Annotated in this window: 21 protein-coding genes and 2 pseudogenes; 17 read left to right on the forward strand and 6 right to left on the reverse strand. The window is 37.4% G+C overall.

Annotation, left to right across the window (positions count from 1 at the left end; all coding sequences use genetic code 11):
• Positions 1-53: 53 nt before the first annotated feature.
• From fdxA to mutS, 3 genes are all read right to left on the reverse strand, one after another.
• Entirely contained in the window at positions 54-377 is a 324-nt protein-coding gene (fdxA, locus tag FHR28_RS21190; RefSeq protein WP_004721686.1) for a ferredoxin FdxA, read from the reverse strand.
• 359 nt (positions 378-736) lie between these two features.
• Positions 737-1267 carry a GNAT family N-acetyltransferase gene (locus FHR28_RS21195; protein ID WP_374759593.1) on the reverse strand — a complete coding sequence of 177 codons (531 nt, stop codon included), beginning with the start codon at positions 1265-1267 and terminating at the stop codon, positions 737-739.
• A gap of 422 nt (positions 1268-1689) precedes the next feature.
• Entirely contained in the window at positions 1690-4347 is a 2658-nt protein-coding gene (gene mutS / locus FHR28_RS21200; protein ID WP_171527384.1) for a DNA mismatch repair protein MutS, read from the reverse strand.
• 222 nt (positions 4348-4569) lie between these two features.
• Between mutS and FHR28_RS21205 the strand changes: the two genes are divergently transcribed.
• From FHR28_RS21205 to FHR28_RS21230, 6 genes and pseudogenes are all read left to right on the forward strand, one after another.
• Positions 4570-5928: a tyrosine-type recombinase/integrase gene (locus FHR28_RS21205; protein ID WP_166783492.1), complete on the forward strand. Its 1359-nt coding sequence runs from the start codon at positions 4570-4572 to the stop codon at positions 5926-5928.
• Between the two features lie 115 nt (positions 5929-6043).
• Positions 6044-6254 (forward strand): annotated as a pseudogene (locus FHR28_RS21210) (transposase); the annotation flags it as partial.
• A 66-nt stretch (positions 6255-6320) separates the two neighbouring features.
• Positions 6321-7458 (forward strand): annotated as a pseudogene (locus tag FHR28_RS21215) (aspartate aminotransferase family protein); the annotation flags it as partial.
• Positions 7459-7640: 182 nt separating this feature from the next.
• Entirely contained in the window at positions 7641-7913 is a 273-nt protein-coding gene (locus tag FHR28_RS21220) for a hypothetical protein (RefSeq protein WP_166783493.1), read from the forward strand.
• 89 nt (positions 7914-8002) lie between these two features.
• Positions 8003-8266: a TorF family putative porin gene (locus FHR28_RS21225; RefSeq protein ID WP_166783494.1), complete on the forward strand. Its 264-nt coding sequence runs from the start codon at positions 8003-8005 to the stop codon at positions 8264-8266.
• Between the two features lie 668 nt (positions 8267-8934).
• On the forward strand, positions 8935-11238 hold the full coding sequence (locus FHR28_RS21230) for a hypothetical protein (protein ID WP_166783495.1): 2304 nt from the start codon (positions 8935-8937) through the stop codon (positions 11236-11238).
• Between the two features lie 29 nt (positions 11239-11267).
• Here the strand turns inward: FHR28_RS21230 and FHR28_RS21235 are convergent, their stop codons facing one another.
• Positions 11268-11498 (reverse strand): helix-turn-helix transcriptional regulator, encoded by a 231-nt coding sequence (locus tag FHR28_RS21235; protein WP_166783496.1) that lies wholly within the window; start codon positions 11496-11498, stop codon positions 11268-11270.
• Positions 11499-12140: 642 nt separating this feature from the next.
• On the opposite strand from FHR28_RS21235, the gene FHR28_RS21240 reads away from it, so the two are divergent.
• Together FHR28_RS21240 and FHR28_RS21245 are read left to right on the forward strand one after the other, a co-directional pair.
• Positions 12141-13070 carry a YagK/YfjJ domain-containing protein gene (locus tag FHR28_RS21240; RefSeq protein ID WP_166783497.1) on the forward strand — a complete coding sequence of 310 codons (930 nt, stop codon included), beginning with the start codon at positions 12141-12143 and terminating at the stop codon, positions 13068-13070.
• 84 nt (positions 13071-13154) lie between these two features.
• A complete protein-coding gene (locus FHR28_RS21245; protein ID WP_166783498.1) occupies positions 13155-14057 on the forward strand; it encodes a hypothetical protein in 903 nt (300 codons plus the stop codon).
• Positions 14058-14093: 36 nt separating this feature from the next.
• On the opposite strand, the gene FHR28_RS21250 is transcribed toward FHR28_RS21245, so the two are convergent.
• On the reverse strand, positions 14094-14324 hold the full coding sequence (locus tag FHR28_RS21250) for a hypothetical protein (RefSeq protein WP_166783499.1): 231 nt from the start codon (positions 14322-14324) through the stop codon (positions 14094-14096).
• An 80-nt stretch (positions 14325-14404) separates the two neighbouring features.
• Positions 14405-14725: a pyrimidine/purine nucleoside phosphorylase gene (locus FHR28_RS21255; RefSeq protein WP_166783500.1), complete on the reverse strand. Its 321-nt coding sequence runs from the start codon at positions 14723-14725 to the stop codon at positions 14405-14407.
• 533 nt (positions 14726-15258) lie between these two features.
• On the opposite strand from FHR28_RS21255, the gene FHR28_RS21260 reads away from it, so the two are divergent.
• The 9 genes from FHR28_RS21260 (at position 15259) to FHR28_RS21305 (ending at position 22240) form a co-directional block, all read left to right on the forward strand.
• Positions 15259-16299 carry a hypothetical protein gene (locus FHR28_RS21260; RefSeq protein WP_166783501.1) on the forward strand — a complete coding sequence of 347 codons (1041 nt, stop codon included), beginning with the start codon at positions 15259-15261 and terminating at the stop codon, positions 16297-16299.
• Positions 16296-16631, forward strand: coding sequence for a hypothetical protein (locus FHR28_RS21265; RefSeq protein WP_166783502.1), 336 nt, complete (start codon positions 16296-16298; stop codon positions 16629-16631). Before FHR28_RS21260 ends, FHR28_RS21265 begins: the two co-directional genes overlap by 4 nt.
• 127 nt (positions 16632-16758) lie before the next feature.
• Complete coding sequence (locus FHR28_RS21270; protein ID WP_166783503.1) at positions 16759-17016, forward strand: hypothetical protein; 258 nt, start codon at positions 16759-16761, stop codon at positions 17014-17016.
• A gap of 183 nt (positions 17017-17199) precedes the next feature.
• A complete protein-coding gene (locus tag FHR28_RS21275) occupies positions 17200-17868 on the forward strand; it encodes a hypothetical protein (protein WP_166783504.1) in 669 nt (222 codons plus the stop codon).
• 68 nt (positions 17869-17936) lie between these two features.
• Positions 17937-18269 carry a hypothetical protein gene (locus FHR28_RS21280; protein WP_166783505.1) on the forward strand — a complete coding sequence of 111 codons (333 nt, stop codon included), beginning with the start codon at positions 17937-17939 and terminating at the stop codon, positions 18267-18269.
• Between the two features lie 102 nt (positions 18270-18371).
• The gene (locus FHR28_RS21285) at positions 18372-18662 is read left to right on the forward strand and encodes a hypothetical protein (RefSeq protein WP_166783506.1); all 291 of its coding nucleotides are present in this window, start codon (positions 18372-18374) and stop codon (positions 18660-18662) included.
• 89 nt (positions 18663-18751) lie between these two features.
• A complete protein-coding gene (locus FHR28_RS21290; RefSeq protein WP_166783507.1) occupies positions 18752-19783 on the forward strand; it encodes a DUF932 domain-containing protein in 1032 nt (343 codons plus the stop codon).
• Positions 19784-20138: 355 nt separating this feature from the next.
• Positions 20139-21203: a YqaJ viral recombinase family protein gene (locus FHR28_RS21300; protein ID WP_171527385.1), complete on the forward strand. Its 1065-nt coding sequence runs from the start codon at positions 20139-20141 to the stop codon at positions 21201-21203.
• A gap of 107 nt (positions 21204-21310) precedes the next feature.
• On the forward strand, positions 21311-22240 hold the full coding sequence (locus FHR28_RS21305) for a hydrolase or metal-binding protein (RefSeq protein WP_166783509.1): 930 nt from the start codon (positions 21311-21313) through the stop codon (positions 22238-22240).
• The last annotated feature ends 159 nt before the right edge of the window (positions 22241-22399 follow it).

Below are 22399 nucleotides of genomic sequence, written 5' to 3' on the forward strand. Positions count from 1 at the left end.
TACATATTAAAATGCAAAAAGATCAGCCTAAGCTGATCTTTTTTATACAATACTTATTTTTCTAAGTATTGTAATTTATCGGCTTTACCATTCCACTCTTCACGATCTTCAGGTTGATCACCGATTTGAGTAATATTTGGCCATTTTTGAGCAAGTTCAGCATTCAGTTCAATAAATACTTCTTGACCTTCAGGGAGTTCATCTTCAGAGAAAATTGCATTTGCAGGACACTCAGGTTCACATAGCGCACAGTCAATACATTCGTCTGGACTAATGACTAGGAAATTTGGACCTTCATAAAAACAGTCTACTGGACATACTTCTACGCAGTCTTGATATTTACACTTAATACAATTTTCAGTGACAACAAAGGTCATGGCGTCAGCTACCTAAAAATATGGTTCTAATTAATAATGCTGTATTTTAGGGAAAACGCCGCAAACTAACAATTGCTTTTATTGATATTTAATATAGAAGAACCTGCTAAATCAATTTTTTTTATAGAAAATTCTTCTAACTTGTGATGAATTATGCATTTTTTAAAATATGCGCTGTAATTTTGATGTTGCCATAGGTGAAAAAATGCTAAACATATTCAAAAAAGAACATAAATATGAGACTAAATCACAGAAGCGAAATGGGGTTATTACCTTAGTATGCTGTTTTTTTAGCCAATTGCTATATTCAGAACTATTTAGAATTCTTTAGACCTGTATTTTCAGTATGAGTCAGATCATCACAAAGTATAGATAAGATGAATATCTTCAGGTTCTAATTCCCATAACTGCTGATCAGGTTTTTCTAAGACCAGCGCGCCTTGTTTAAGATAAAAGTCGACAGTACGCTGGGTTGGTGTTGCTGAAATATACAGTTGTTGTGCACCAAGTTGCTCAGCTGATTTTATCGCGGAGTGCATAAGCTGTGTACCAAGACCAAGGCCTTGATGATTTGCATCGACATAAAAATATTGTAATAGCTTTGCCTCTGGATAATCAGTGATGACTTGATTAGATACCAGTTGTACACCAATTAATCGATTCAATTGATTAAATGCGCCCACACATCGTCCACCTTGAATAAGATGCTGCTTTAACAGCGGGGGATCATTTTCTAAATGATATTCATCCCAGCTTTGCACATCATAAAAACAATCGACCAAATGTAATTTTTGCTTTTGTTGTAGATACATTTGAGTGATTAATTCACGTCGATCAATATGTTGCCAAATGAGATCTATATCGGAAAGCTGCAGGGGCTTAAGTGAGATATTGATATTATTCTCCTAAAACTTAGAGGGTCTGTAGACATTTCATAAATGGCTTGCGTTGTAGGTTAAAATTGAGCAGGCAAGGCATGAAACGAAGAGAATAGCGAGACTATTTTCGAGTTTCATAACGTAGGCTGAGATAATTTTAGTCACAACCCTTCGGGACTAGAGTGTTTTTTGCTGCTACATCGTTACGAACTACTGATTTAGAATGACTAAATTACGTATTTCGTGTCTCGTATCACCTAAAAAACACACGTAGTCGCAAACATAGACGAATTGTCAACAGACCCTATTTAATCACCTATTGTGGATTGCTTTAAATTATCGTCTAGATTGCTCTTTAAAGATTAATAGACGCAAGTTATTTCCAGCCTAAGTAGAGGATTTCAAACTTACTTAGACTGGATAGCTGTTACTGCTTATGCATTTAGTGCTGCTTTTAATGCATAGAGGTGATCAAGCGCTTGGCGAGGGGTTAAATCATCGACATCAATATTTGCTAAAGCATCGAGTACTGGTGATGACTTTTCAACTTCAACGACTTTTTCAATTTCAATGATGTGTTCAAACTTTTCAGGCTCAACGGTTTCAACTTCTGCAAATAAGTCATTTTGCACAACGGATTGCAATTGTTGCTGTTGTTGTTTCTCTAAAATTTTTAAACGCTTTTGCGCTTCTTTAATCACTCCCGCAGGGATCCCTGCAAGTTTTGCAACTTGTAAACCATGACTTTGGCTGGCAGGACCTTGTTGTACTTTATGCAATAGAATCAAATTACCATTTAACTCTTTGGCAGTCACATGGTAGTTATCAATTGCCACTTCTTTTGAAAGTTCAGTTAATTCAAAATAATGTGTGGCAAAGAGACATAAACATTTGATTCGTTTGGTTAGATCAAGCACACATGCCCAAGCTAGGGATAGTCCATCATAAGTACTTGTACCACGACCAACTTCATCCATAAGCACCAAAGACTGATTGGTTGCATGGTGCAAAATCTGAGATGTTTCGGTCATTTCCACCATAAAGGTAGATTTACCCGTAGATAAATCATCTGCAGAGCCTATTCGAGTAAATATACGGTCAATTGGTCCTAACTTCGCAGTTTTAGCAGGGACGAAGCTACCACAATATGCCAGCAAACTAATCAGTGCAGTTTGACGCATAAAGGTTGATTTTCCGCCCATGTTTGGCCCTGTAATGATCGCCATACGATGATTGAAATCGAGTAGGGTATCATTAGGGGTAAATGGCGTTTTACTGAGTGACTCAACTACAGGGTGGCGACCTGCGGTAATTTTGATCCCGATTTCTGGGCTGTATTCAGGTCGATTCCAATTATTCAAACGGGCTTGATGGGCAAAGTTTGCCAATAAATCGATATGGGCAATCGATGCACTCATCATTTGTAAATTGGCAATATCCGCTCTTAACTCATCTAATAACATTTCAAAGAGTAGTTTTTCTCGCGCAAGCGCACGTGATTCACTGGAAAGTATTTTATCTTCAAAAGATTTTAATTCTGGGGTGATATAACGCTCGGCATTTTTCAGCGTCTGACGACGGATGTAATGATCAGGCGCTTGTTCTGCTTGGGCACGGGTGAGTTCGATATAGTAACCACTGACACGGTTATAACCAATCTTCAGGGTATTAATGCCCGTGTTTTCTCGCTCTTTGATTTCTAAATCAATCAGGAATTGGCCTGCATGGTCACGAATTTTACGCAGTTCGTCAAGCTCATCATCAAAACCTTCTGCAATTACATTGCCATCACGCAATAGTACAGGAGGATGTTCAACAATCGCAGACAGTAAACGTTGGTGTAATCCATTAAAATCGCCCAATTCTTCATTCAATTGCACAATCAATTTAGATTGCTGAGTCTCAAGAATCGGTTGGATTGCATGTCTTAAAAATGGGATTTGTGCACATGCTTGACGAAGCTGCACCAAATCACGAGGACGTGCACTGCCAAGTGCAACACGACTTAAAACCCGTTCAATATCGCCAATTTCTTTTAAGACTAAGCGAACAGGACTTTCATGGTAGCCTTTGAGTAAAGTATCCGTTGCATCTAAACGTGCATCTAAGATTTGAGTATCACGAATGGGCTGCATCAAAGTACGTGCCAGCAATCGTCCGCCCATTGCTGTTTGGCAATCATTGATTAAGCTAAACAGCGAAGTGCCGTGCTCAAATAAAGGATCAATAATTTCTAAATTACGGCGTGTAACAGGATCAAGTGCAATAAAATCTGAGCTTTGTTCTAATTTAATTGAACGAATATGTGGTAACGCAGTTTTTTGAGTTTCTTTGGCATAATGAATCAGTGCAGCGGCAGCCGCTTTAGCCAAGGGTAGATGGTCAATACCAAAACCAGAAAGTGTGGAAACTGCGAATTGGTCACATAAGGTTTTTTGTGCGTTATTTAAATTAAAATCGACATTGGGCCGTTTGGTAATCGGGCATTCAATTTGTCGTTTAATATCTTCAATAATATTTGGGTCGACAATGTCCTCATCGACCAATATCTCACTTGGCATTAAGCGAGCTAATTCAATCGCCAAGCTTTCAGATTTAAATTCTTGTTGTTGAACTTTAAAAATACCCGCACTTAAATCCAGTAGTGCCATACCAATTTGGTTTTGTTGAAAGCAGATTGCAACAAGATTCGATGCTTGTGTTGCGGTTAACAGGGCATCATCGGTCAATGTTCCAGGGGTAATAATTCGCACTACACCGCGTTCAACAGGTCCCTTACCTGTGACTTCACCAATTTGCTCACAGATGACAACCGCTTCGCCTTTTTTAACCAAACGCGCCAAATAGCCTTCCGCAGCATGGTATGGAACACCTGCCATTGGAATAGGTTCACCATTGGCTTTACCACGATGAGTGAGGGTAATACCCAAAAGTTTTGCGGCTTTTTTTGCATCGTCAAAGAACAGTTCGTAAAAATCGCCCATGCGATAGAACATTAAAGAGTGTGGATGCTGCATTTTTACTTTTAGATATTGCTGCATCATAGGGGTGTGGGATTCTATGTTTGCTATGATACTATTAGTATTTATCATTGTTATGTCCTTTAAAAATAATGATTTTATGAATATTTAGCATAAACATGTGATCCGAGGGAGTATGAAGGAATATGAACAAATATGACCTAATCTAAAATAAAAGTGTAGGTTTTAGTGTAGGTTTTTTTAGTCTAAACTAGTAACCAGTCCATTATCAATATTGAAAAATGAACAATTGAAAGGATAACAAATAATTTAATCTATCTGTGAGGATTTAAAGTGGTTAGTTCAATAGATCAACAAACAACGATAAAAAAAGCACTTTCCGCTAGAACTATAGACAAAATGAAAATAGGCGATTCTGATAAGTCAGATATTGGAGAGTATGCTGGGCTTCGAATACATTGTGGAAAGACAGGGATGAAAACTTTTTTTTATCGCTATCGTAGCCCTTTGGACAATTTAATCAAACAGTTTAAGATTGGTACATATCCTCATATTTCACTAGCTGAAGCCAGGTTGGAGTTAATTCGTTTAAAAGTTGAAAGAAGCCAAGGTATTTGTCCAAAGCAAAAAAAAGAACAGGAAAAAATACAACAACAGATTGAACAGGATGATGCCGAAAAAAAATCATCTCAACTCACTATTAAAGAAATGATAGATATGTACTTGATGGAGGTAATTGAAGATCACTGGGTAAATGATGGCAGAACTGATGAAAAGAAAAAAGTTTTAGGTGTAAGAAAGCCAAAAGGACAGGCTGAAACACGTAGGACCTTATATGGTGATGCAGTTCGAGTTTTGGGCAATCATGAAGCATTAGAAGTTACCCGAAAGGATATAGTGAATTTAATTAAAGAAATTATTGATCGAGGTTCAAATGTTCAAGCAGGAAGAGTGCTGTCTGAATTAACCTTAGCCTATGAATATGCAATTGGTTTGGAGAGGTTTCCTGATAATTTTGCCAACCCAGCTTTATTAGCTAAAATGAGTATAAGACAAACGAGATTGAAAATAACATCTAAAAAGGGTGTGCGTGTTCTAAATGATCAAGAGTTGAAATTACTTTTAAATTGGTTACCAAAATCAGGATTTACAACACATCAAAAAAATGTTCTGTTTTTAACTCTTTGGACAGGTTGTCGCACAGGAGAGTTATGTGAAGCAAAAATTTCTGATTTTGATTTGAAAAATAGTACATGGCATCTGAGAGATTCAAAAAATGGAGCAGAGAGATATGTTCAATTATCAAGGCAGTGTGTAGATTTTTTAAAGACTTTATATAAACCAGAACAAGAATATTTATTTGCATCTTCTCGTACAGGTCTTCCTATTCAACAGAAATCTTTAACTGAAATGAAGTGGCAACTTAAAAACCCACATAAAACACGAAATAAATATCGCCCTGAACAAATGTGGTTGGATAGATTTGATGATTGGAATCCTCATGATCTTCGCCGTACAGTGCGAACAGGATTATCTCGTTTAGGATGTCCGAGTGAAATAGCAGAAGCTGTATTAGGTCATTCTAAAAAGGGTATAGAAGGTACTTATAACTTGCATAAGTATGAGAGTGAATGTGCAGAGTGGCTTCAAAAATGGGCGGATTATTTGGATGAAATTTTAAAAGGTGCATAAATTTAAGCCTATAATTTTATTTTATGAAAAGTTATGTTCTTATTAAAATTTTAATCAAAAAGGTTTTGTTGCACAAACTTATCTCAAAGGGTTTATTCAATAATATAATTCTTATATGAGTAAGCCTACATCCAAAATATATCGTACAACGAATTAGTCTTCTTACAACCAAGTTTTAATTAATCATGGAAATATCACTATTTGGTTTGATTACAATACTCAAGGGTATGCACAATCAACACAAACATGGACGGAATCAAACCTAATCAGATACAATTAGTCAGTGCTGTTTAATGATAGAAGTTTTATTCCAGTTAACTTTACGAAGGCATATTCTATAGCTTTTTAAGTACAAGGGGGTACTGGGCATTGCTTTAGTCATTAAATTGGCAGCCAGTCTTGGACATTGCCATCCTGCTGTGATTGATGCAATTCATGCACTAATGCAAAAGCTAAATACACATACCCGTTATTTACATGAAACGATTCTAGAGTATACCGAGCAACTTCTGGCTACAGCACCTGCTGAAATTAATAAAGCCTTATATATGTGTACTGGTTCTGAAGCCAATGATTTAGCGATTCCTATGGCACGTGAGTACAGTGGTGGTACAGGTATTATTGTCACCCAAGAGTCATATCATGGCACCTGCGATTTGACCTCGGATTGCTCACCTGCTCAGGGAAGTGGACAAGTGCTTGCTACAAGTACGCGCTTAGTGCCTGCACCAGATTAATATCGTCTAGGTGGCGAACATTTGGCAGACTGGTTTTGCAGATCAAATTCAATTGCAAATTAATAATATGCGGCTTAATGGGATCAAATTTGCAGGTTTTCTTGCCGACTCGATTTTCTCATCAGATGGTGTCATGCCAAACCCAGTAGGCTTTTTGCAAAAAACAGTGGATGTTGTGCAGTCCAATGGTAGTGTGTTTATTGCCGATTAAGTTCAACTGGGCTTTGCATGTATAGGTGATTCATTTGGGGGTGGCCGACATGGCTTGGTGCCTGACATCACTACTACAGGTAAACCGATGGGCAATGGGATTCCTGTATCGGGTCTACTCGCCAAAGCCGATGTTATGGCTGCCTTTACTGACAATATCCCTTATTTCAATACCTTTTGGGGGGAATCCAGTCTCAATGGCCGCAGCACAGGTAGTATTAAAGGTGATTGAAGAAGAACAGTTACAAGCACATGCCAAATATGTCGGTGGGTTGTTAGAAGTTGAATTAAAAACTCATGCTCAAGCATGATTGTGTAGGGGGTGTACGTGGTACAGGTCTATTCATTGGATTTGAATTGGTCACCGATCAAGTATCAAAAACACCCAATAAAGCTTTGGCATTGGATTTGATTGAAATGCTTCGCGTTGAATATCTTGTTTTGACCTCGACCACACGGCAATGTCATAAAACTGCGTCCATCATTAGCATTTCAAGTTCATGATATTGATTGGTTAGTAGGTGCACTTGACCAGTCGTTACAGAAGTTAATCCAGTATTATAAGGTCAATGAATTGCCATGATCTGATGTTGGATGTGTGATTTTCCGAAAAGGAGGTAGAACTTTATAAAATTGAACGGCTGATTTGATAATTAAAGGATTATTATCTTCCAAATTACTCCTTTTGAATTTGAAATACATTTTTATTTAACACTTTTAGTGATTCTTCTCGGTATCTAACCGATTCAAGAATAAGGAGTATTTATGTCCGAAATTTGTCTTCATATGGCGGCAATATTTAAAGCAGAAGTAGCTATCTGCCTTGTCGTATTGGCCAGTAACATTTTCACCACGACTCAGGTGCATGCTGAAGAAAGCCAAAATTTAGTTTTGAATGGTTTTATTTCTGCCAACAGCCAAATTCGTAGTCGCGGTATTTCACTCACAGGTGAAAGTCCAAGTTATATGGTTAATCTCAACTTGATCGATAAAAGTGGATTCTACGGTATTATCTATGGCTTTGCAGTTGATGGGTAGGTACCTATGATGGTGAAGATTTAGAAATCGATTATTTATTGGGTTATGGCACTCAAATCGCATCAGTTGCGGTTGATGGAGGTGTGTGATTGTATTCATTCCCAGGTACCCGTGGCTTTACTTTTAATGAATTTTACCTGTCAGGTAGCAAAAAAATTCAAGATATTGATACAAAATTGAGTCGTATGTATGTGCCTGATCGTCAATCTGTTGGTGAAAATGACAAGTTATATGTATATTTTGATTTGAAAAAACCAATTGTTGGCTTGCTGCTCTCAGCCAAAGCACATATTGGTTATACCCGTGGTAAAGGGAATATCTATGCAGGGCCGACAGGTGAATTTTTTGATTAATCAGTCGGATTAGATTACACGTGGAAACAGTTCATTGTGAATGCCACCTATATTTGTACTACAATTAATAAAGCCAAAGCCAATACTTACTATGCCGTACCGAATGCTAAAAAAGGGAGTGACATTGTGGGAAATTCATTGATGGTCTCAGTCACGTATTTATTTTGATAAATGATATTTCAAAAATTATGAGGCTATTTTAAATAGCTTCATATCTTTTATGATCTTGAATGAAAATTAAAGAAAAATAAATCTTATTTAAACTCTTCGAATATTGATCCTAGTCAAAGTAAGAAGTGTTGGAAAATAAAGCCTTGAGTTTGTATGTCATCCTTAAGAGACATTAATAAATTATTTGCTGCTTTCGATAAAGGAATACGATGTTTCTTTTCAGCTTTTATCCGTTCTTCAGGAATAATCTATACTTTAGATTTAAGGTCGATTTTCTGCCAAGTTGATTCAAAGGTCTAACTAGAATTACAAATTCTAGCGTTTTTGGTGAGATGCTTTTTTCCTACTTTAATGATCCTTTTTAATAGAAACTACATTGTCAAAGATAAAATTTCCTAGCGGATTTAAAGCAAAATCTATTATAATAGTAGGCTTGAAAAAGAATGCTAAATTTTTAATAAGTTGTGACTCGAGCCTTGGTAGATATAGGAAATTATATGGATATTGATAAAAAAATAGAGATTATAGAAAGTTGTTTTTTATTTTATTTGTATCGAATGTGCAGTAGTCGTGACCCTGAGAGAAAAGCAATAGTACTTACGACTGAGAAGATTGTATTAAGCTTATTAGAAATTGAAAAAATAAGTTTGCAACACCAATATGGTTTGGCGTTATCGAAAGAAAAATGTGGTAGAATTTTGACTTGTTTAGATAATTTGAAATCGTTACAAACTATAAATAAAAATAGATATTATTATCCTGTTAAGAGTGATTTTAATGATGAAATTTCATTTAGTGAGGTTACATATTCTGCTCGAATTTCTTTACAGACTCCACTTAAGTCATACTCAATATCGATAAATATTGCCGAGCAAGCTAATGTGAATAACGCAGCTGTATTAGCGTTTTTGAAGTTTATTTTTTTCAATGAAGCACATCCTTTAGATTCAGGAAATGGATATTTTTTGCCCTTATTGAAGAAATTAGATACATACTTTGAGCAGGATAAATCTCTAAAAGCTGTATATGTAGATTTGAACTATAACTTTAATTGGATTTCTAAAGAATTTATCAAAAATCACTTTCGGTTTTTTTTACAGCTACTTAAAGAACACAGGCAATATAGAGGGGATTTTCATAAACTTGACTATAGCGTCACGACAGGTTTTACTATCTTTTTTATTGGACTTTTTGAAAATTTAAAAAGTATAACTGTTAACCATTATTACAGGTATATCGAACAAATATGGCAAAAGGCTTTTGAAAAATTTAAAGGTTCATCTCCTAGATTTGAATGGTCATCAGGTTTGACAGCTGTAACTAAATTTAGAAATGTAATTACTGATAGTTCTCCTCTAACGAATAATATTGCGATAGTAGGTAAGGAAGGACGAAATTATCAAAAATTTATTGAAGGGCCACTAGCCTATATCGCGTTAATTGATGAGTTTCTTCCGATATTTTTGAATGGTGAAAAGCTAGAAGGTGATCTATGTGTAACTGCCTATCCTTCAGTTCATGATTTTCAAGATTTAGATACCCCTAAAAAAACACGAAAGCACAAACCCCAAAAAATTTACCAAGTACAAAAAGAGAGCCTTTTTAAAAAATATTTTTCAGAAATTAGATTATTGAAGCCACTAGAGAAAGATATTAAAGATATATGTTTTTGTTACGAGTATATTGGCCAGTTTATAGCACAAGAAGAAAAAGAGATATGGGAAAAATTACTACAGATAGAGGTGATTACATTATTAGCTCAACATTGGAAGCAACCAGCTTCGGAAATAATTGATGGGGAGATTGTTAATCATGATCTGGGTAAATTGCTAATTAGGGTAATTGGAAATAACCCAACTTTATTTAGAGCTACTGTAATTAAAAAATCTAATCTATTCGGGATTCGTACTTCTATTTTTTTCAAGGCATTCAAACATATTGAAAACAATAATTCATTAGATAAATCAATTTTAAATAAGTATTTATGGTTCTGGCGTGATTTAATTAATGAAATCAGAAATACTTTAAATTTACCGATCCAAAGTTTTTTACCAAAATTGGAGTTACTTTTAAAAATAAAAACCCTCCCTCTGGAAAGTGCACGATTAATATTAGAAAAGAGACCACAGATACAAATAACGAAAGAGCAAACCGTACAGGAATGGCTAAGTATTCAAGAGCGTTCAAGACGACAGTCTTTCCGCAAGCTAGATGAATATTGTTGTGCAATGCTGAGTTATAAAAATGTGCATAAAGTAATTCGTATTCAATTAGGTTCAGAAGCTACTCAGGATATAAAGATACTTCCATTTTTCGATAAGTTGATTAGACAGTCGATGGATCCTTTGCAAAGATCATTTTCTGCTATACAGGGTTATTTAGGATGTTGGGAATTTGATTTTAAAAATCAATATTACTATCTTGAATTAAACTTATTCTTGGATGCTCATTACGTTGATGGAAATTTACAACCATTGCTAGAATCCTTTCATAAAAAAATCAATGAGAAAATTAAAAAAAATAACGGGCCCACTTCTTTGTTGTTAAGTAATTCTCAATTGTTTGAAATTAACTTAAATGATCAATCAAATGGTATTATCCATATTCTTGAAGAGTTTATGCCAGAAAAAATTACTCCCAAAAAAGTAAATCTGAAAAAGTACTTAAGAACTTGGTGTTTCTATTTAGCACATCGTGATCTTTACTGCCTAACTTACTTTCTTCCCGTATCTCAAAAATCTATAAGAGGGAAACTAAGTTATAGGGATAGGAACTCTTCTAAACGTAGATTTTCACCATAATTAACTATCGAACAAGTGACTAACACAACTCATCGTTGTGCTAGCTTTGATTCAATCCACCCATTAATTTCAAATGCAGACCAGCCAACACGGTTTGCGGTTAAACGAACCTGTTTAGGGAATGTCGGATCATAATAATCTGATTTAGGGTCTAACAAACTGTAGAGCGTGGCACGGCTTAGACCAGTAAATTCTATTACTTGTTTAATGTTGATGATTTTGTTCATCACGAGGGTTGTTTGAGTTAAAGACGCATTCATGGTTTATTCCTTTCGAGAAATGCGTGCGTTATTTGCACATATCATGGGCATCTCAATAAAAAATAAATGCTTGTAATTTGGAGTGGAAATAAGACTGGGCTTGGGGCCATATTAGAATGTTTGTATCGCTCTCGTATGTATTGCCTATTGGGTTGAAAAATTACAATTTGAGATAAAATTTTTTAGGTATTTGTACTTTAACTTCCGCTTACCGCTCTAACCAATGATGACTTAGGAATACCGATAAGTTCAGACTTATCCTCCATGCAAACCTGAGGTATCCAAATCCATGTTGCAGTGGGTATATGATATTATTAACTATATATCTATATTAATTAATAACCTACTCCAATAGATATAATTATCCGTACTAGTTATGTGACTTATGCTCGTATATCGATATGCATATTTTAGACTGCTAATACTCATAGAAATGCATTGCTGGTATTGATGTACAGTAATTTGACTCTAGACTATCAACTGGCCTATACCTGCTATGGGTGTTCTCAGAAATGCTCCTTTTCCTCCTATTCAAGTTCGAGTAGTGGAACAAACTACTCGAAAGGACTACTTGCCTAATCAAAGTTTCGTTTAAAAAATAATTGAATGGTTCTACCTATGATATTCAATTGGTAGATTCAAATGAAAAGCGAAATATTAACCGTAATGGCGATTGAACAACTCGTGCAAGATGTAGCTCGTATTCATGAGCAAACGCGATGTACGATTTGGAGAAAAGAGCAATTACTTAAAGAATGTGTACAACGCTGTTGTGAGCTGATTCCTGCGTTTCTAGAGCTAGAAGCATTGGGATTCCAGCTTCAGTTTCCAATATCGAATTTTAGACGGGTAGTATCTGTAATACAGACTCTTTGTCAGACACATCAGCTAAGGCCACAAGAAGTCCATTCTAGCCCCTATTGGTTTGATGTCATTAAAGTGCTTTATATCGGGCAATGGGAGTGGGAGTTAGATCGAAATGCATTCTATGCACAGGAAATCAGTAACAGTTTAAGTATGGAGGCCTATCTAAGCGAAGTCTTACAACGCTATTGTAAATCGTTGATTGTTCGAGTAGATCTGAAGTATGCACAAGCGGTTAGAGATTCTATCTCGATTGCTGATGTCCATTTACACCTATCGAAACTATTAAAGCGGATATCAGATCGAGATACCTGTTTTAAAGATTTAATCGGTTATGCATGGGCATTAGAACAAGGTGGAAAATGTTGCGGTTATCATGTTCACTTACTTCTGGTCTATAAGGGTTCAAAGCATCAAAACAGTTGGTATTTTGCCGATCAAGTTTCGCAGCTGTGGAATAAAATTACTGAAGGTAAGGGCTGTCACTTTAATTTACATGATAAGCAATACCGCAGACGTTTTATTGAAAATGGGGTTGATGGCTTGGATAAGTTGGTTAGAGGGGATGAGTTAAAATTACAGCACGTACTCCGTATAGGCCGATATTTAACTGACCCTACTAAGTATGACCAGCGTTTACGTATTAAAAAGAGGCGAATGAAAACCTTTGATCATGGGCAACGACGGTTATCCATTGAAGTGTGTTAGTTAAGGCAATTGATTAATTTTTTTTGAAAAAATTAAAAATAATTGCATTGGTCTTTCTATGAATTAAACTATAGGAAGATCGTCATGCAGCCAATGAATTTCACCTCTCTCGAACACCTAATTGCCCCACGTCTGGAACGTGATGTTCATGAACTCTTCTTGAGTATACGAAGTAAACGTGGTGAATATGATGTTAATCACTGGCACAAACGGCTGTTAGAAGATATCCAAAATTGGCATTTAATCTTCGCAACCAATGATTACCGTTATGGATTCTGGTTAGAGACCTTGATGAGTTGTTATCGAGCCAGCCAATTTGAATCAGGAATACGAAATATTCGTGATCCAGAACAAGCTAAAATGCTCATTACTATGACCTTGGGTAAATTAGAGCGTATTTTCTTAAGTGCTGAAATTTTAGAAGAGCTGAAAGAACAAAATGAAAGACATGTTAAGCAAGTTCAACGATATCAAGATGAGTATGACAAAGTCACTCAGTACTGCTTTGATCTGAATAAAATTAATCTGATCTGTGCATATCAACCTGAGCTTGCAGGCACAATTTCTATCTTAGAGATGAATAAACATATTCAACACTTTAATAAACATCTTAAGCAACAGGAATATTTTCCTGTAAATTATTTGTATTGGTATAGACGAGTGATTCGTATCCCAGAAAAAAATCAATACATCATGCTTTTATCGATCACAGTCAATGCAAGAATTTATTCAGATACTTCTTATTATGTAGATCGATTGAAAGCGTTATGGAATTTCTCAACAGGTTTTCAGGGACTCGTGATTGACTTAAATGATGATAATAACCAAAGCCATGAATTGGTCAATCAATTGTTTACCGAGTTTGATGATCAGGAGGACCTTGAAGGTTTGCTCAAGCGCGATATTGTCAATACCAGCAAAGACTCAATGGGTGTACGAGTATGGCCTGTAGGCTTTAAGCATTTTATTGGAACCTCAGGGAAATGACATTGAAATTAAAGGATGGAATCAATCAACCATCCTTTAATTTTTACTCAGGTATTGTGAGTGTAAGACTTGTAAAGCAAGTTGATATGCAAAATTACGGGAAATAGATTCAGCCACAAAAAAATCTTGAGGTGGTTTAAAGTCTAAAGTGTGTTTGCGGTATACAATCTTTTTACCTGTATGTTGATCAAGAAAGGTGAATTCATGATATGGGTGTGAATATTCTTGCCCATACAGTGGACCACCAATACATTTGAGTCGCAACATTTATCTCCGTCAAGCTTTGCTACCAGTACATTATAGATCAGAATAGAACACTAAGATTTTGTACATATCAAATTTATTCGTCACTCAAAATGACAAATATAATCTACGACTTTACTGGTTTTAATCTTGAATTGACTCTGGGCTGGGATTTGAAAAGATTCACCAGATTTATAGATTTTTATGTCAGGCGCATCACCAATTTGCACACTACATTCTCCAGAGAAGATTTCAATACGTTCAGCTAGATGAGTTTTAAAGATTAGGGGTTCTTTGGATGGAAGAATTACACCTAAAGTTTTTTTAGTTCCATCTTTTAATTCAATAGCATGGCTAATCGATGTGCCATTAAAATGAACATTGGCTTTCTTTTTTATTGAAATAAAATCAAATTGCTCTGTCACAAGTTGCTTCCTAAATTTTTATAATGGATTGAGGCTATTTTAATAAATAGCATTCACTCATTTCAAGATTTTAATACTAGGTAAATTTAAAACAGTTTAATGTTGATCTAGACTTGTATTGTGGCATGTAGAATGGCCTATCTATATCTGTACGTATTGACACTCTAAATCACGCAGATTATTCTTTGCGTGCTGGCCTACATTGCCAGTCGGTTTTGACGGACCGTCCCTTAAGAGCATTAAAAGAGTTTCTTTTAGTGTTTGTACCTTCGTGCACCCCTCTGCGGTGGAACGGGAGGGGGACACCTTCGGGTGTGCTGGGATCTTAAGGCCAGTCCGTCAACCCTCTTTCGTTCTGCCACCATAAATCTAAAATGCTTTGGCAGAATTCCGACAGATCAAGGAGTTTGCTATGCGCACTATTGTCTTTTTATTAGTCCCCCACTTCATTTAAGTGTTGCTGATGTCTTGTGCTAAGCAGGATATAGCGACGAACAAATTAAATAAAAAACTTAAATTGAAGTGAGGTGATCATGATTCATGGCCGTATTTTAACGACATGTTTACTGTTGCCTTTGTGTATCAGTGCATGCTCAAAACAAGATTCCAAACTTTATATCCCCGATAAAGAAGATCAACTGTCCAAGCGTATAGATGTAATTGCTCATTCAAGACCAGTTGTTATTGCTGGGCAAAAGATCACAGCTTTGCATTTAGATAAAATGAGTGATGAAATTTTTTTACAAGATTTTCAAAACTATATTGTGGATACAAAGGGCGCAAAAAAATCATTTATTGCGTTAAGACAGCAATTAAAACTCCGCCCTGATCAGATCCTTTTATTTGGGGTACGAAAAAAAGATTCCATTGGAATCCCTATTGTCGATCTGGCCAGCCCTGATTTGTTTAGTCGCGCGAATAGCTTAGCCATCCAGCATTTGGCTTTGCTTAAACGTAGTTCTATTCCAGATAAAGATCCCTACGAAACAACTGATACTTATCAACAGCGTATCAAAGCCAATCAGCAACAAACTGAGAAATTGACAGCAAAAGCCAATATAGATTTAGGTCGTATTGAAGATGCTTTGAACTTTGGCAATCGCTGGATTGAGATTCCTGATTATTTCGATCAGTTGAATCGAATTGATTATGATGCTGATCAAGCATTATTAACCATCCAAACCACAGCACCTGTAATTCATGAAGATGATTTGAGGATGGCATCTGAGGATGCGCTTATCAGGTTGATACGCTTTCAAGTTAAGACATCAGTAGAGCAAGCTAAAAGTTTAATTAGCGCATGGGATAATCGAGAACAAACCTCAGTCTATATGGCCTTTGTATTGGATTATCAGCCTGAAGGATTAGTGATCGACCGCATTGTACTGATGGAATATTTGGGGATGGATCAACAGTTTCGAGTGATTGAACAATTTAAACCTCAACAGATTTATGTAGAGGATGTAAGACCTGATTTAACCTTGGTACAACAACAGGTGATACCACTGCAACAGATCAGACCCTTCCAATTTGGAATGTCTACATACGCTGAAACCCAAGGAAAAGCACCATGAAAATAAAGGGTTCCTTAATTAGTTTGATGTTGATGGCAATGATTTGTTCAGGCTGTGGCTTATCTGGAGAAGAGATAGTCCCACCCAAAGCCGATGATGTTTTAGAGGCATTAAGACAGCAAGATGAATCAGTTGTGCAAATTCAACTCAAGCAATGTCAGCGCTCTAATATGTATGAGGGGCAAGAGCGTGCACACCCTTATTTTGATTTATATCACTGTGCAGTCAAGGTTGAGCGTTATGACCCGATCCTCAATCAAAGTTTTATAAAAAATGAAATCTATATATTGAATTTAACCACATCAAATGGCTGGACTGTTGGTTCGCGCTGATGTCTTCTGGATTGATTTCCTAAGAACTCAATTGAATATAAAGAAATTTCAAATACACATTACCTCAATGAAGCCATAACGCTCTAAGCGCGGGCATTAAAAACATAAGTCATTACGAGAGGACAAAATGAAATTAAAACTCATTTTTTCATTGTCAGGCAGTGTCTTGCTGACTGCCTGTAGTAGCGCATTTGAATCAGAATTTAAGGATGGCTGCCGTAACTTTGGTGGCAATCGTAGTTTCTGTTCATGCAGTTATAACAACGTAGAACAACATTATGGTGAAGATCGACTTAAGCAGATCAAGAACCTCATGCAATTTCCTGAAGATTGGGAAGATCAAGTACAACAAGCAGGTTTAGCCTGTATGTCTGAATTGGATTAGGAGAGTCTAAGTATGAGAAATCTATTGATCACTTATCTATTGATCATGTTGGGATACTGGTTCAAATTGATCTGGAGCTTTCCAGCTGGCTATTCCAAAGCCTACCTTTTGGGCAGAGCCTTCGTCTGGCCTTTTACCTTCTTAGAATGGCTATTTTCTTAAAACTCACCAAGAAGCATAACAATGACAAATACAAATCAAAGTCCCACACCAAAACCTTACTGGAAAATCATCGGCGTAGTTTTGGTTTTAGTAATAATCGGTGCTTATCTATTGAACCAGCATCTACAACGTAAAGCAGAGCTACAGTTAGCGCAACTGGTTATAGAACAGACCAAAGCCCAAAAAACTCAAACTGCTGACGTAGCCCAAGTTTCATCTGATTCAGCCGATCAAGCTTTACCTGAAGATGCAACAACACAAACTGAGCATTTAGGCCCTAGTGAAGATGACGTTGCTGGTGCGGTCGCAGCAGTGGAAGAGGCCAAAGCCTCGCAAAACTCAGCGACTGAGCATTTAACCATGCAAATCGATTCTGAATACCATGACGGAAAAACCTTAAGTTCGAATGCTGCCAAGTATGGTTTAAAGCCGATCAAAACTGCACCAGCTGATCTTAAGGCAACCGTTTCAAGTATTGATCAAATGTTAGCGTCACATCTCATCGATGTCTGGGGACGATCTAGCCCAGATCAGGTGGCTAAGCGTGTTGAAGGTTGGAGTCAACAGGGCAACAGCATTGCTTACCGTGCAGCATGGGACTCAGATCGTTATCAATGTACCTGGTATGTGGTGAGTTGGAACCAAAGCAACAATCAAGTTTTAAGCGAAGGCTATAAACCTTGTTTTTAAATCATTAACTTTTTTAGAAATTGAATTTTAAAACACCTTTATATCTATTTAGAAACAGGAATATCACGATGAAAAATCTCAAAATAATCAGCTGTGCTTTATTCAGCTTATTTTTAACAACAACAGTGATGGCAAAGACAGAACAAATCGTTTTAAAAAAAGAGGTGGGATTTGGTGAAGAAGCGGTCATTTTTCCAACCACCAAGGGCGAAGTGATCCTTAATCGTTATGCACTTTCAGCAGCCGTTGCCAAACAGATCAAGCCCTATAAAAAAGGACAATGTTTAGAAATCCAGTCTCAACATGGATTCTTTAAAGACACTGGGGATGGGCAATATATCCAGCGTATCCGACCATGTAAAAGTCCATCTGGTTTGGCCATACCTAAAGTCAATCGATAAGCTACACACGTTTAAATCTAAACCGAATCAATCCTAAAAACCACGAGCTGATGCTCGTGGTTTTTTTATGTCTATTTATTCATGAATCAAGGAAAAAACACCATGCAGCAATGCCCCTATTGCCATTCACCGCATGTGCAATTACTCAGGCAAAGTCAACAATCACAATCCAAAACTAAGTTCACGTTCTCATCGTGCTCACCAATGTCACTGGCAACGGTAGGTATGCAAATATCGAAACGGCTGGGGATTAATCCCTTTGTTGGTGGTTTTATTGGTTTAGCCGCTGGAGGGATGTTTTTACTTTACATCCAAGAGCAAGACAATTTGATCACCCTACATTACCAGTGCGAGCAATGTCAGGAACACTTCGAAATTCAACACACTGAATGAATCTAAACAGTCTACTCAATATCTCACTGTGAAATATTCACACTGAATTGATTCAATTCATTATTCACTTAAAAAGAAGGAAAGGCCTTATGGCACATCAACTTGAACAAATGGCTTATGTTGGTCAAACCCCTTGGCATGGTTTAGGTAATCAACTCAGCCCAAATCAACCCATCGAAGTCTGGGCAAAACAAGCTGGAATGGACTGGCAGATTGAAAGCTCTAATGTCAGTTACATGGCAGAAAATCATAAAGGGCAGAATCTGATCCTCCCTCACGATGAGCAACGAGTGCTGTACCGCTCAGATACCCATGCACCTTTATCTGTGGTCAGTCAACGTTATCAAGAAGTCCAGCCTAAACAAATTCTAGAGTTTTATCGTGATTTGACTGAACAATCCGGCTTCGAACTAGAAACTGCGGGGGTACTCAAAGGTGGTAAGAAATTCTGGGCATTGGCGAGAACAGGGCAAAGTACTGCACTCAAAGGTAAAGATGTTAGCAATGGCTATATTCTGTTAGCTACGGCTTGTGATGGTACGCTCGCCACGACAGCACAATTTACTTCAATTCGTGTGGTGTGTAATAACACCTTAGCCATAGCACTAAAAGGTCAAGATGCTAATCGAGGTGTGGTCAAAGTCCCTCACAGTACCAAGTTTGATGCAGACAAGATCAAACAGCAATTGGGAATTTCTGTAAGAGCATGGGATGAACACATGTATCAAATGAAACAGCTGAGTCAACGTAAAGTCACACAGCAAGAAGCGGCTGCTTATTTTGATGCCGTGTTTAATAACACTAGTCTGAGTATCGCTGAACAAGATGAGCGTTTTATTCAATATTACAGGCAAGTTGCCAATAGCGCAGATGCCAATAAAACCGAACCGAATGGACGGGCAATGTCAAAAGTCATGACCATGTTTAATGGGCATGGACGAGGGGCAGAATTATCCTCAGCCAAAGATACTGCCTACGGTCTATTATGCAGTATCACGGAATTTGCTGACCATGAACGTCGAGCCATGAGTCAAGATCATCGACTTGATTCTGCATGGTTTGGTGCAGGGGCAGGCTTAAAACAACGTGGACTAGAACAAGCCTTAAGGATGATTGCTTAAAACAGGTATCGAGATTTTATTTAGACAATATTGCCATCACGCAGAGAATTTGATGACAGATGACAGCCTTGAGTACAAATTTAAGATTGGGGATTTAGTGGTTTTACTTTACCCCATTCAGGGTGTGCAGGTGAGGACAGTGGATGAAATACCACACCCTCAATATCTGGCCTTAGATGGATATCGACACATCTACCATACTGACTTTATCCGTCTTGCAACGTTTGACGAAATTAAGCTGAGTTATCGCATCGACTAAATACCATTTAAACATACTGATTTCAATTCTAATCCCATGCCAAAAAAGTATGGGATTTTTTTATGTCTTTCAAATTAGAAGTTAGAGGAATACATCATGAGAGAAAATAAGGCAAATTTATCCCAACCCTTCATAGGTTCTGTAATAGGATCAAAAGCTTATTCATTACCTTCAAGAAGAAAAAAGCACCCCAAACGCCTAGCTGAAACCAAAACCATGTCACAAGCCGAATGGCTCAATGTACGTAAACAAGGCATAGGCAGTAGCGACTGTGCTGCAGCCTGTGGACTGAATCCCTATATGTCAATGCTTGAACTGTGGATGATTAAAACAGGACGGATTCAACAAAATATTGAGGATGAAAGTGAAGGACATGCGCCCTTATATTGGGGCAAACGCCTAGAACCTTTAGTCGCTGAATATTACAGTCTCCACACCAACTACAAAGTACGTCGGGTCAATGCCGTATTACAACACGCTGAACCTGATAAACACTTTATGTTAGCCAACTTGGATTACTCCGTGGTCGGTGATGCAGATGTACAAATTCTCGAATGTAAAACCGCAGGGGAACATGGTGCCAAGCTTTGGCGAGATGGGGTACCTCTATATGTACTTTGCCAAGTACAACATCAACTGGCGGTGACAGGTAAGAAATCAGCGCATATCTGTGTGTTGATCTGTGGGCATGAAACCCGAATCTTTAAAGTGACCCGTTCAGAATCGGTGATCCAACACATCATCCAAGCAGAACGACACTTTTGGGAATGCGTTGAAAAAGATACCCCACCTGATGCTGATTCATCTGAATCAGCAGCCAAAGCCCTACAACAGCTTTATCCTGAACATGTGCCACTGACAACCACTGATTTATCTGAAGATACGCAAGCCAATCAACAATTTGAACAATTGATTCAAGCACGCCATCAAATCGAAAAACATCAGGAGCAATTTGATCTACTTAAACATCAACTGCAAGCCAAGATGCAACAGGCTGAACGAGCGATCTTTAAAACAGGTTCAGTGACTTGGAAAAAGTCTAAAGAATCTATCAGCTTAGACAGTAAGGCTTTACTCAAATCACATCCTGAATACTTAAACCAATTTCCACAAAGCAAACAGGGTTCACGGCGTTTCAACATCTATGCAGATGATGCTTGAAAGGTCATTAGCCTAAGCAAAACACGAGACTCCACCTAGACATCCCATACCTGAGCGCATGGGATTTTTTTATGCCAATTCAATTTTATAGAAAAGAGGAAACTACCATGATTAAAGGTTTAGCGATTACACCACCAATACTCGGCAGAATCAGTATCGGTAAAGTCGTGGAAAAGAATGGAAAACGGCTGCCTGAGCGGGATGACCAATTTACCATTACTAGCCAAATCCAAGGCAAAGATGGATGGGTGAAACATCCTTTGGATGAACAGCTTCGAGCCAAAGCCCCTAATCAAAAACTTCGTATCATTCCCGTACGGATGATCTTTAATGATCCTGAGCTTAACCTTCGAGCAGAATATACTTTATTTGATCGGCAAACAGGGCGACCTATATGTATCGGGAATGGTGAAACCTGTCAAAGACAAACCAACCAAGGCGTAGAACAATACCCATGCCCATCACCAGATTTATGTCCACTAGCACAAGGAGGTAACTGCAAACCCTTCGGCAGATTACATGTGAATTTAGATGAATCGGATGAACTTGGAACATTCATTTTTAGAACCACTGGCTTTAATAGCATTCGTACTTTGGCAGCGAGACTCAGTTATTACCATGCTGCATCGAATGGCTTACTTTCATGTTTGCCACTGCAACTCACACTCAGAGGTAAGAGTACGACACAGAGCTATCGTACTCCTGTGTATTACGTGGATTTAACTTTAAGAGATGGAAGCAATTTACAACAAGCGATTCAAATGGCTACGGAGATTGACCAACAAAGCAAAGCTTCAGGATTTAATCAAACTGCGCTTGATCAAATTGCACGGCAATGCTTTAGTAATGCGCGGTTTGAAGTGAATGCTGAAGAGGGATTGGATTTGGTGGAGGAGTTTTATATGGAGGAAAATTCTGAAGCTGAACAACAGCCTACAGACTCAAAAACTAAGATAAAGTCTAAACTGAAGCTGGGCGAGTGTTCTGTTCAAGATGTTCAGCAGGGGCTACAGCAATCTGTAAGGTCTGTAAACTAAAGTGTAGGAGAGTTTAAAGATTCTCCTACATTTATTTATTGTTATCTTTTTTTGTTTATCTACAAATAAACATTGAAATTGTGATTAATAATGCTTAATATTAAATTAGTGTTAATTGATTAAGGTTTTATGTGCTCATGTTTTCCCCAAAGCATGAGC

The organism is Acinetobacter sp. BIGb0196 (assembly GCF_011759595.1).
Lineage (GTDB): Bacteria > Pseudomonadota > Gammaproteobacteria > Pseudomonadales > Moraxellaceae > Acinetobacter > Acinetobacter guillouiae.